The 10,734-nt window shown below is 62.6% G+C and carries 10 protein-coding genes; 5 read left to right on the top strand and 5 right to left on the bottom strand.

What is annotated here, in order from left to right; all coding sequences use genetic code 11:
• A partial coding sequence (locus tag ENZ74_RS09595) for a hypothetical protein (RefSeq protein ID WP_127312747.1) occupies nucleotides 1–598 on the top strand: 598 nt, incomplete at its 5' end.
• 33 nt (nucleotides 599–631) lie between these two features.
• Here the strand turns inward: ENZ74_RS09595 and ENZ74_RS09590 are convergent.
• Nucleotides 632–1,963, bottom strand: coding sequence for a dihydroorotase (locus tag ENZ74_RS09590; protein ID WP_063167701.1), 1,332 nt, complete (start codon nucleotides 1,961–1,963; stop codon nucleotides 632–634).
• A gap of 75 nt (nucleotides 1,964–2,038) precedes the next feature.
• Here ENZ74_RS09590 and ENZ74_RS09585 point away from each other — a divergent pair, with 75 nt between their 5' ends.
• The 3 genes from ENZ74_RS09585 (at nucleotide 2,039) to ENZ74_RS09575 (ending at nucleotide 5,837) form a co-directional block, all read left to right on the top strand.
• The gene (locus tag ENZ74_RS09585; RefSeq protein ID WP_013532568.1) at nucleotides 2,039–2,899 is read left to right on the top strand and encodes a folate-binding protein YgfZ; all 861 of its coding nucleotides are present in this window, start codon (nucleotides 2,039–2,041) and stop codon (nucleotides 2,897–2,899) included.
• The gene (locus tag ENZ74_RS09580; protein WP_013532569.1) at nucleotides 2,899–3,534 is read left to right on the top strand and encodes an HD family hydrolase; all 636 of its coding nucleotides are present in this window, start codon (nucleotides 2,899–2,901) and stop codon (nucleotides 3,532–3,534) included. The genes ENZ74_RS09585 and ENZ74_RS09580 overlap by 1 nt, the downstream gene beginning before the upstream one ends.
• A gap of 161 nt (nucleotides 3,535–3,695) precedes the next feature.
• Nucleotides 3,696–5,837 carry an EAL domain-containing protein gene (locus tag ENZ74_RS09575; protein ID WP_013532570.1) on the top strand — a complete coding sequence of 714 codons (2,142 nt, stop codon included), beginning with the start codon at nucleotides 3,696–3,698 and terminating at the stop codon, nucleotides 5,835–5,837.
• An 11-nt stretch (nucleotides 5,838–5,848) separates the two neighbouring features.
• On the opposite strand, the gene ENZ74_RS09570 is transcribed toward ENZ74_RS09575, so the two are convergent.
• On the bottom strand, nucleotides 5,849–6,739 hold the full coding sequence (locus ENZ74_RS09570; protein WP_013532571.1) for a fatty acid desaturase family protein: 891 nt from the start codon (nucleotides 6,737–6,739) through the stop codon (nucleotides 5,849–5,851).
• A 112-nt stretch (nucleotides 6,740–6,851) separates the two neighbouring features.
• Here ENZ74_RS09570 and ENZ74_RS09565 point away from each other — a divergent pair, with 112 nt between their 5' ends.
• A complete protein-coding gene (locus ENZ74_RS09565) occupies nucleotides 6,852–7,763 on the top strand; it encodes a LysR substrate-binding domain-containing protein (RefSeq protein ID WP_013532572.1) in 912 nt (303 codons plus the stop codon).
• A gap of 18 nt (nucleotides 7,764–7,781) precedes the next feature.
• On the opposite strand, the gene ENZ74_RS09560 is transcribed toward ENZ74_RS09565, so the two are convergent.
• Genes ENZ74_RS09560 through ENZ74_RS09550 form a run of 3 tightly spaced genes read right to left on the bottom strand, consistent with a single transcriptional unit; the run spans nucleotide 7,782 to nucleotide 10,639 of the window.
• A complete protein-coding gene (locus tag ENZ74_RS09560; RefSeq protein ID WP_244514281.1) occupies nucleotides 7,782–8,042 on the bottom strand; it encodes a DUF3303 family protein in 261 nt (86 codons plus the stop codon).
• A gap of 30 nt (nucleotides 8,043–8,072) precedes the next feature.
• On the bottom strand, nucleotides 8,073–9,536 hold the full coding sequence (locus ENZ74_RS09555) for a RimK family alpha-L-glutamate ligase (protein WP_013532574.1): 1,464 nt from the start codon (nucleotides 9,534–9,536) through the stop codon (nucleotides 8,073–8,075).
• Nucleotides 9,533–10,639, bottom strand: coding sequence for a peptidase C39 family protein (locus tag ENZ74_RS09550; RefSeq protein ID WP_013532575.1), 1,107 nt, complete (start codon nucleotides 10,637–10,639; stop codon nucleotides 9,533–9,535). The genes ENZ74_RS09555 and ENZ74_RS09550 overlap by 4 nt, the downstream gene beginning before the upstream one ends.
• Between the last annotated feature and the right edge of the window lie 95 nt (nucleotides 10,640–10,734).

The raw sequence follows: 10,734 nt of genomic DNA, 5'->3' as shown, positions 1-10,734 counted from the left end.
CCCCGTGCCAATGCCCAACCCGGCCGGGCCGCCGCCGCCGTCTAGCCAGCCGACTGCTCCTGCCGAAGCCGAGCCGGACAGTCCGGCGGATGGCGGCGTGACCAGGCCACGCGTCGATCCGGACACGCCGGTGCCCGAGGTCATCTACGATCTCGGCAAGCTGCCGGAACCAGTGCGGCGCATGCATGATTTGATCGTCGAAGCCTGCAAGGGCGGCGATATCGAAAAGTTGCGGCCGTTGATCGGCACGGGCGACAACACAACGCAATTGTCCCTAACCGACATTGATGGCGATGCCGTCGCCTTCCTCAAGGGCCTCTCGGGAGACCCGGACGGCCAGGAAATCCTGGCCATCCTGGAGGAGGTGCTTGATGCCGGCTACGTCCACCTCGATGCCGGCACGCCACAAGAGCTCTATGTGTGGCCGTATTTCTTCGCCCTCCCGCTGGACAAGCTGGACGCCAAGCAGCGGGTCGAACTGTTCAAGATCGTCACCGCTGGCGATTTCGACGACATGAAGCAGTTCGGCGCCTATATTTTCTATCGCGTCGGTATCACCCCTAGCGGACAGTGGTCATTCTTCGTCGCCGGGGATTGAGAGCGGCTCTTCCCACCCACGGGGGTAGGGAGCCTAGCGGGGCAATGCCTCAGAAAACTCCACCGCCCTACCCTGGCTTGGCGTGGCGATCTCGCCTTCCCACATCACGCGGCGGCCGCGAATGACGGTGCCGACCGGCCAGCCGACCACTTCTCTCCCGTCATAAGGCGTCCAGCCGGCTTTCGAGCCGGCCTGCGCATTGGTGATGGTCTGGCGCCGCTTCATATCGACGATGGTGAAGTCGGCCTCGTAGCCGGCAGCGATGCGGCCCTTTCTCGCCATGCCGAAGATCCGCTGCGGGCCGTGGCTAGACAGGTCGACAAAGCGCTGCAAGGTCAGCCGGCCGGCATTGACGTGGTCGAGCATGATCGGCACCAGCGTCTGCACGCCGGTCATCCCCGACGGTGAGGCCGGATAGGGCTTTGCCTTCTCGGCCAGCGTGTGCGGCGCGTGGTCGGAGCCGAGCACATCGACGATGCCTTGCGCAATGCCATGCCAGACGCCATCGCGATGGCGCGCGGCACGCACCGGCGGGTTCATCTGGATCAGCGTGCCAAGCCTGAGATAGTCGTCGGCGCTCAGCGTCAAATGATGTGGCGTCGCCTCGCAGGTCGCGACATCCTTGTGTTGTTCGAGGAACACAATCTCCTCGGCGGTCGAGATGTGTAGAACATGGATGCGGGCACGGGCGTTTCGCGCAATGCGTACCAGCCGTTCGGTACAGCGCAAGGCGGCGATCTCGTCGCGCCAGACAGGGTGCGATGCCGGGTCGCCTTCGATGCGTTCGCCAAGGCGCTCGCGCAGCCGGAATTCGTCTTCCGAATGAAAGGCGGCGCGCCGGCGCGTGTTTCTCAGGATCGACGCCACGCCCTCGTCATCCTCGACCAGCAGGTCGCCAGTGGACGAGCCCATGAAAACCTTGATCCCGGCCGCACCCGGCAGCCGCTCAAGCTCGCCGACATCCCCGGCATTCTCGCGGGTGCCGCCGACCCAGAAGGCGAAATCGCAATGCATGCGCCCCGTGCCGCGCCGGACCTTGTCGGCAAGCGCTGCCTCGCTGGTGGTCAGCGGATTGGTGTTGGGCATCTCGAACACGGCGGTGACGCCGCCAAGCACGGCAGCGCGCGAACCCGTTTCCAAATCTTCCTTGTGCTCCAGTCCCGGCTCGCGAAAATGCACCTGGCTGTCGACGACACCCGGCAGGATATGCAGGCCGCGGCAGTCGATCGTCTCGCCGGCCGAGGCCTGGCGGAGATCGCCGATGGCAGCGATGCGCCCGTCCTTCACGCCGATGTCGCGAGCCCCTTCGCCGTCATGGTTGACCACTGTGCCGCCTGTCAGGATGAGGTCGTAGATCATGGCCATGCTCTCTTGCGGGGGGAGTGCCAGCGGCTTACGTAAAGGCCGACCATTTTGCAAGATCAGGTTGCTTTTCCGCCCATGCCCTGTGCCCAGCTCAAAGACCGCGCCCTCATTTCCGTATCAGGTCCGGATGCCGAGCATTTTTTGCAGAACATCCTGACCACCGATCTCGACATCCTGGCTCCCGGCGAAGCCAAACCCGGTGCGCTGCTGACGCCGCAAGGCAAGATCCTGTTCGATTTCCTGATCTCCCGCACCGGCGAGAATGCATTCCGGCTCGAATGCCGTGCCGACATATCGGACGATTTCGTACGCCGGCTGACGCTCTACAAACTGCGCGCCAAGGTCGAGATTACCAAATCCGATCAGGCGTTTGTCACCGTCGCGTGGGGACATGAATCAACACCCTCACAATCTGATTCAACGGCGGCCGCCGACACACGCTTTCCGAAGGGTGCCGTCACGCGTTCCTATGGCGAAACGGATGAGCCCGGCGATCTTGCCGCGTGGCAAGCCTTCCGCATTGTCGGCGGCATTGCCGAAAGCGGCAGCGACTACCAACTCGGAGACGCCTTCCCCCACGATGTGCTGCTGGACGAAACCGGCGGCATCGGCTTCAAGAAGGGCTGCTATGTCGGCCAGGAGGTCGTCTCGCGCATGCAGCATCGCGGCACGGCCAGGCGGCGCGTGCTGATTGCATCGGCCGACAGGCCCCTGCCCGCGCCCGGCACCGAGCTGACCGTCGCAGGCAGGCCGGTTGGCACGCTCGGCTCGACCGTAGACACGACCGGTCTGGCCATTGCGCGCATCGACCGGGTCAAGGCGGCGCTCGATGCCGGCCAGCCGATCATGGCCGGGGACGTTCCGTTAACGCTGGCCATTCCCGGTTGGGCAAAATTCGCCTTCCCGCAGGAAGCCGTCAGCGCGGAGGAGGCCTGATGGCGGCCGACCGCGTCGGCGCGCCGGCACGCGCCTGGCAGCGCATGCTGTCGGGCCGCCGGCTCGATTTGCTCGACCCCTCGCCGCTCGACATCGAGATTTCGGACATTGCGCACGGGCTCGCCCGCGTTGCCCGCTGGAACGGCCAGACCAGCGGCGAGCATGCGTTTTCGGTCGCCCAGCACTCGCTGCTGGTCGAAGCGCTGTTCTGCGACCTGGTGCCCGAGGCTTCGGCCGACGCCCGGCTGGCGGCCCTGCTGCACGACGCCCCCGAATATGTCATCGGCGACATGATCTCGCCGTTCAAATCGGTGATGGGCGGCAGCTACAAGGATTGTGAGTTACGGCTGCAGCGCGCCATCCATCTGCGCTTCTCGCTGCCTCCGGAACCAAGTGCTGCGCTGCGCAAGGAGATCAAGCGCGCCGACCAGATCGCCGCCTATTTCGAGGCAACGCTGCTCGCCGGCTTTTCGACCGCCGAGGCGACCGAGTTCTTCGGCCGTCCGCGCGGCTTCAATGCCGACCGCTTCGATTTCACGCCACGTTCGGTGACCTGGGCGCAGAACGCGTTTCTGAAACGGTTTTCGGCGATCGAGACGTCGCGGCATCAGGTTTCGGCGACCGCAATCGGCTAAAGCGCGTCGCGCTGAAACGGATTCACGCGACGCGCTTTAGGTCTTTTTATGCATGTCATTCCCCCAAAACCGAGGTCACTTTTGGGCGACATGCATTAAAACGCTAAATTAACCAGCGGCGACCACAGTAGCTTGTTCGATCACGGTCCGCAGGCGCGCTCATGCCCGTCGCTGATGCCAAGGATGGTTCGGCCGTCCCGAAACGGGAGGCCGAAGGCATGGACCGCTCCCGCCACATGGAAGACGAACTGCGGGAGCAGAACCAACGCTTTTCGGCTGCGGTCGAGAACATGTCGCACGGCCTGTGCATGTTCGACGCCGACGAGCGGATGATCATCTGCAACGGCAACTACCTAAACATCTTTTGCCTCGACGCCAGGGTGATAAGGCCCGGCATCCGGTTCCTCGACATTCTGCGCCACAGCGTCGATATCGGCGTCGCCTCGCAAACCGCCGACGAACTCTACGCCATCCGCAAGCCCTATATCGATCAGGCAAAGCCCTCGACCTACGAAGAAACACTGTCGGACGGCCGCATCGTCAGCATCTCGCACCGCCCTCTGGCTCTGGGCGGCTGGGTTTCGATCTATGAAGACATCACCGAGCAGCGCCGCGCGCAAGAGGATCTCAAGGAGCAGCACCGCCGCTTCGACGCAGCGCTCGCCAACATGTCGCAAGGCTTGCTGATGTATGACGCCGACGGCAAGATGATCGTGCGAAACCGGCGTTTTCTGGAGCTCTACAAGGTCACCCCGGCGGATTTTCCGCTTGGAACGACGCACCGCGACGCGCTCGAACGGTTGCTGGAACTCGGCATCTATACGAAGATCGATGTCGACAGCGAAGTCGCCAAGACCGAAGCCTGTCTGGCGGCGGCAAAAATGCATTCGGCCTATCGGCATCTTACCGACGGCAGGACGGTTTTGGTCACACGTCGGCCGATGGATGGCGGCGGCTGGGTGGTGACCTTCGACGACGTCACCGAACGTCGCCGCACCGAAGAGCGCATGACCCATCTTGCGCATCACGACACGCTGACGGGATTGCCCAACCGCTCGATGTTTCGCGAACGGCTCGACCTTGCGCTGGAGGACACGGCGGCCACGCCGCTGGCGATCTTCTCGCTCGATCTCGATCGCTTCAAGGCAGTCAACGACACCTGGGGACATCCGGCCGGCGACTGGCTGCTGAAGACCGTGGCCGAGCGGCTGCAGCGCTGCCTGCATAATGAAAACGACGTCGTTGCCCGCTTCGGCGGCGACGAATTCGTCATCATCCAGTTCAATTTCAAGGGCATTGCCAATGCTGAAAAACTCGCGAAGCGCATCGTCGAGACAATCGGAAAACCGTTCCGCGACAAGAGCCGCGAGATGCATATCGGCATCAGCCTGGGCATCGCGGTTTTCCCCGACGACGGCGGAGACGCCGACACGCTGCTGAGGAACGCCGATACAGCGCTTTACCGGGCGAAGAGCGAAGGCCGCAATCTGTATCGCTTCTTCGAACCCGGAATGGACGCAATGGTACAGGCACGGCGTGCGTTGGAGGTCGACCTCGGGACCGCACTGTCGCGCCAGGAATTCGACCTCGATTTCCAACCCATCATGAACATCGCCTCCGGCGAGATCGTCGGCGCGGAAGCCTTGATGCGCTGGCATTCCCCAGAACGTGGCATGGTGGCGCCGGACAGCTTCATTCCGGTCGCCGAAGAAACCGGATTGATCGTGCCGCTTGGAGAATGGGCGCTGAGGAAAGCCTGCACGGCGGCGGCACGGTGGCCCGCCGGCCTGCGCGTCGCGGTCAATGTCTCGGCCGTGCAACTTAAAAGCGGCAGCTTCGCCCGCAGCGTCATCTCGGCGCTGGCTTTCTCCGGCGTGCCAGCCGGTCGGTTGGAACTGGAGATCACCGAAACCGTGCTGATGGACGAAAGCGAGGTGGTGCTAAGGACGCTGCGGCAGTTGCGCGAACTCGGCATCCGCATCGCGCTGGACGATTTCGGCACCGGCTATTCGTCGCTCGGCTACCTCAGGCGTTTTCCTGTCGACAAGATCAAGATCGACCGTTCGTTCATCCACGATTTGGGCAATCGCGACACCGCGGCGATCGTTCGCACCGTCATCGGGCTGGGTGCCGAGCTTGGCATCACTGTCACCGCCGAGGGGGTCGAGACCGAGGTGCAACTCGACATCCTGCGCAGCAATGGCTGCACCGAGGCGCAGGGCTTTCTGATCGGCGCGCCGTCACAGGCGGCCGAGATCCAGCGTCTGTTGAGATCCCGGGCGCCGCACAGCCAGACCGGCTAGGCCGGCCATCGTCAATGCAGCGTCTCGATGTACTTTTCGTGGAAGCTGACATAGCCGGGCTCGACCACCTTGAGATGCCGCTCGATCAGCGCATGAAACCGCGGCAGTTGATGAAACGGCACGCCGGGATAGGCATGATGCTCGGCATGGAACGGCATGTTCCACGCCAGCTTGCGGACCAGCCAGTTGGTCAATGTGGTCCTGGTGTTCTCCAGCATGTTGGCGACGAACGGACAACGACCGTGCTCGGCCAAGAGATAGAGGCGCAGAAACGGCTGCCCCAACAGAGCGGGCAAAATCCAGACATAGACAAGCACCGAGAGCCGGAAATAGACGGCAAGCAGAAGGAGCACGGCATAAAAGGCAATCATGGCGCGTGCCTCGATGCGCACCTTGTCATAGCCCTTTGGCGGAACGTAGCTTTCGCGACCACGATCCGCGGCGTTGGCATAAAGCGTCTTGATGTGGCCCCACCATAACGGGATGCCGGATATGTGGACGAGGTATTGCCGCCATGTCTCCGGCTTGGGGAACGCCAGTTCCGGGTCATTGTCGGGATCTTGCGTGTATCGATGGTGGGCAAAGTGGAAGTAGCGGAACCAGTCCGCCGGCAGTGCGATCGCCAGGCTGCACACCCGCGCCACGAGATCGTTCAGCCGCTGCGCCTCAAAGGCCGTGCGATGAACCGTCTCGTGCAGCAGCGTGAATAGGAACACGATGAGGAGACCTTGCGGCAGCATCAGCAGCGGCCAGAACGGCACTTTGGCGGCGATCAGCGATCCGAGGATCACGATCGCACCCCAATGAGCGGCAAGCTGAACGAGGCCCGCGGCATCAGACTTGGCGGTCAGCCGGTTGCGCTCCTCCTGCGTCAACGATGAAATTACGTCGCGATGATCCACGGGCTTCGATCCAGGCTGGGATTTGATAGAATCCACTGTAGCGCATGAAAAATCTTTCCAAAAATGACGATTTCTGCGATTTAGATAAGCTGAACTTATCTATCCGGTGATCATGGCCGTACTTCCCTCTCTCAAAGGACTTCAGGCTTTCGAGGCTGCCGCCCGTACAGGCAGCTTTGCGGGGGCGGCGGAAGAGCTTTCTGTATCGGCCGCCGCCGTCAGCCAGCTCATCCGCACCGTCGAGGAGCAGATGGACCGCAAGCTGTTCCATCGCGTCAACCGGCGCGCCGTCCTCACCGAGGCCGGCGTCGAGATGCTGCCCAGGCTGACCATGGCCTTCCAGGAGATCGGCAGCGTCGCGCGCCAACTGGGCGGCGATGCGTTCCGCCCGCGCCTCGTGGTGTCGGTGCCGCCATCCATGGCCATGGGTTGGCTTTCGCAGCGCCTCACTGGTTTTGTCTCCAGCCATGGCGCCGTCGACATATCGCTCAGAGGCGAGGATGACCCGGTGCCGTTCGACCGTGAGTTGATCGACATCAGGCTCACTTATGGCCCGCACTATCGCGAGCACCCGACCGAGGACATCGTCCAGGACGCAGTCTATCCCGTGTGTGCACCCGGGCTGGCGGACACGATCAAACCCGAAGGCCTCGCCAGCCTGCCGCTTATCCATACCGGCTGGGGACCGACCGGTGCGTCCTTTCCGTCCTGGCACAACTGGTTCGAGGCGGCCGGCATCGAACCCGGCCGGGCAGCGCAGCGCGGCCTCTCGGCCAACTCATCGCGCGCAGCACTCGACCTTGCCATTTCGGGATTGGGCGTGGCGCTGGCGCAAGGGATCTACTGTGCCGAGGCGCTGGAGGACGGCCGACTTGTCAGGCCCCTCGCCCAAATGGTCGAGCTGCGCCAGCCCTATTGCCTGACGATCCCGGCGCGCAGCGCCAGACGCGATGTCGTGGACGCATTTCGCCAGTGGCTGATCGACGAGTGCCGGCGCGCAGTCGGCTCGCCGGCACTGCGTTGACGCGACACGCGGCAATCGTCAGAGGTGCCCGCTCAATGCCTCAGCCATGTCCTTGTTTGTCGCCACGGGGATGATCTCGAATTCCACCAGATCCGCCCATTCGATGACCCAACGCTGCAGCAGCGTGACGTCATCGGCCTCCACCAGCAGGAAGCAGCGGCTCATGTCCGCCGCGATCCAGCTGTGGTGCACGAGCAGCTCGTCCGGTTTCAGGCGGCCGCGGTCGCGAAAGCGGCGATAGATCTCCTTGCGATCACAGCCGGTGAAATCCTCGATCACGATAAACTGCATGTTCTACCCCCGATCAAATTACCGCCCCGGCCGGTCCAACCGCTCCAGGAACCACTGCGTCAGCCGCACCCAGACCTCGTCCTTCTCACCGGAATCCTCCCAGCCATGATCGAGGTTGGGATTGTCATTCACCTCGATGACGAAGACGCCGTCCTTGGTCTCCTTGAGGTCGACGCCATAGAGCCCGTCGCCGATGCAGCGCGCCGCCTTCACTGCCGTCTCGACGACATGCGCCGGCGTTTCCTTCAGCGTGAAGGTCTTGATGCCGCCCTGGTCGGGCTTGCCGTTGGCCTTGTGGTTGACGATCTGCCAGTGCTTCTTGGCCATCAGATAGTGCACGGCAAACAGCGGCTGGCCGCCGAGCACGCCGACACGCCAATCATATTCGGTCGGAATGAATTTCTGCGCGATCAGAAGGTCGGAATCCTCCAGCCATTCGGTGGCGAGCGTCTTCAGTTCCTCGAAATTGGCGCATTTCTTGACGCCGCGCGAGAACGACGAATCCGGGATCTTCAGCACCAGCGGAAAGCCCAGCGTCTGCGCCGCCAGTTCGAGATCCGAGGTGCCGGCGATCATCACCGTCGGCGGCACCGGCACCTTGTTGTAGGCCATCAGCTCGTTGAGATAGACCTTGTTGGTGCAGCGGATCATCGACAGTGGATCGTCGATCACCGGCATGCCTTCCTGCTGGGCGCGGCGGGCGAAACGATAGGTGTGGTTGGAGATCGAGGTGGTCTCGCGGATGAACAGCGCGTCGTAATTGGCGAGCTTGGCCAGGTCCCGCTTGGTGATCGGCTCGATTTCGACGCCCATCTTCTCGGCGATCTTGGCCCAATAGCGCAGCGACGAGATCTCCGAGGGCGGCAATTCCTCATGCGGGTCGACCAGCGTGGCGAAGGTATAGCGCGCCGGCGTGCGGCCCTTGGTGTCGCGCCACTCCCGGTTGGTGTAGGTTTCCAGGCACTGTATGAAGCTTTTTTCCTCGTCCTCGGTCATCCGCGCCAGCGGATGGAAGCCGATCTTGCGGATCGAGGCCCATTCGGCGCTGTCCTTGATGTGGACTTCGAGCGCCGGTGCGCGGAACCAATCGAACAACAGCTTGGCGAAACGGTCCCAGATTTTTGACGGCCCGATGCCGAAGAAGATGCAGACCTTTTGCGGAAAGGCGCCACCAAGATCCTTGCGGCATTTGTTGAGCGCCAGTTCCAGTTCCGGCAGCGCGTGCTCATAGAGCTTGCGTTCCGACAGGTCGATCATCGTCTCGACGGTCGGGATCACCTTGTGGCCGCGCGAGCTTGCCAGCAGCGAGGCATAGTAGCCGCGGCTCTGGTAGGCGTAATTGTTCGACAGGTTGATGACCTTCGGCCGCTGGCCGCGAAACAATGACGGATGCGCGAGATAGTCGCGATTGGTGATGATCTTGTGCGGTGTCGCCACCTGGTCGAGATCGCTCTGCCTGCCGGTAAGGATGACCCAGGTCATTGTCTGTCACGCTTTCCCAGAGTGATGGCGGCCCGCAGTCCATCGCGACCGAACTGCGCCATGTTCATGAAGATGCCGTAAGGCACGGGAATGTTGGCTGCATCAAGGATGGTCTCCTGCCTTTCATCCTCGACCCAAGGGTCGTGGATCAGGATATGGTCGCCGTCATCGCCGATCGCCAGCACCCAGTGCGGCACCTTCTTGCCGAACATCAGGAAGCCGCTGATCAGCACCAGCACCAGCTTTCCCCCAGCGATCGCAGCGCGGATATCGTCGATTGTGAATGCACGGTAATTCACCGGGATGCCGTAAAGTTCCGCGCGTCGGCGAAAGTCGACCTGGGCCAGTTCCATTACCCTGCGCTTGTCCTCGCTGCGCACCGATTGCAGGAACAGCGCGCCATAGAAGGAGACGTAGATCTCCACCGCGAGCCCGCTCTCATAGCCCGAGACAGCGAGGCCGAACGGCTCGCAACCCCCGGGACCCGACATCATGAAGACGGTCGTCGCTTCACGCCACAGGCGGATTTCCATGACCGGATCCGGCACGAAGCCGCGATCGAAATTGGCCATCGCCATCATCAGGCAGCACGGACCGCAGGTGAATTCACAGGTCTGCGGGTAGAACGGCACCTTGGTGGCGATCGGAATGTCGCCACGCAAGGTTTTTTCGTAGCGAAGTGCCGTTTCGCCATCCTCATAGTAGCCGGGCTCACGCCCGATCTTGCGATAACCGGCCCGTTCGTAGATGCGGATCGCGCGGCTGTTGTCTTCGCGAACTTCGAGACGCAGCATCATGCGGTCGTGCTCGAAGGCGGCATCTTCGGCGGATCCGAGCAGGATGCGGCCGACACCCAGCCCGCCGAAAAACGGACTGGTCGCAATCGAGTAGAGGCGCGCCACGCCGCTGCCTTTGCGAAACAGCACGATCGCATAACCGGCCACGCGGCCGTCGACTTCGGCGACCAGCGTCTCGGCGGTTTCACGCTCGATGAACAGTCGGAAGGAGCGGCGGGAAATACGGTCGCTTGAGAAAACAGCTTTCTCGATGGCGGCGAGATCATCGACGTCAGACGCGCGGGCCGTGCGGATCTCGGCAGGCATGCGGCTTCAGAAAACCTCGATTGGTGGTGGAAATGGCCCTACTCGAACACGTCCTTGACGCCAACCAGGGCGTTGGGAAAACCGGCGTCCACCTG

This window comes from Mesorhizobium sp. M7A.F.Ca.CA.002.15.2.1 (assembly GCF_003998715.1).
GTDB lineage: Bacteria > Pseudomonadota > Alphaproteobacteria > Rhizobiales > Rhizobiaceae > Mesorhizobium > Mesorhizobium ciceri.
Note: the sequence above shows the minus strand (reverse complement) of the source record. Positions and strands in the feature narration are given on the sequence as shown.

Coding starts and splice junctions, on each gene's coding strand:
- ENZ74_RS09550 (WP_013532575.1), bottom strand. CDS start 10,639: ATGCCTGCCGAGATCCGCACGGCCCGCGCGTCTGACGTCGATGATCTC.
- ENZ74_RS09575 (WP_013532570.1), top strand. CDS start 3,696: ATGCCCGTCGCTGATGCCAAGGATGGTTCGGCCGTCCCGAAACGGGAG.
- ENZ74_RS09580 (WP_013532569.1), top strand. CDS start 2,899: ATGGCGGCCGACCGCGTCGGCGCGCCGGCACGCGCCTGGCAGCGCATG.
- ENZ74_RS09590 (WP_063167701.1), bottom strand. CDS start 1,963: ATGGCCATGATCTACGACCTCATCCTGACAGGCGGCACAGTGGTCAAC.
- ENZ74_RS09565 (WP_013532572.1), top strand. CDS start 6,852: ATGGCCGTACTTCCCTCTCTCAAAGGACTTCAGGCTTTCGAGGCTGCC.
- ENZ74_RS09555 (WP_013532574.1), bottom strand. CDS start 9,536: ATGACCTGGGTCATCCTTACCGGCAGGCAGAGCGATCTCGACCAGGTG.
- ENZ74_RS09585 (WP_013532568.1), top strand. CDS start 2,039: ATGCCCTGTGCCCAGCTCAAAGACCGCGCCCTCATTTCCGTATCAGGT.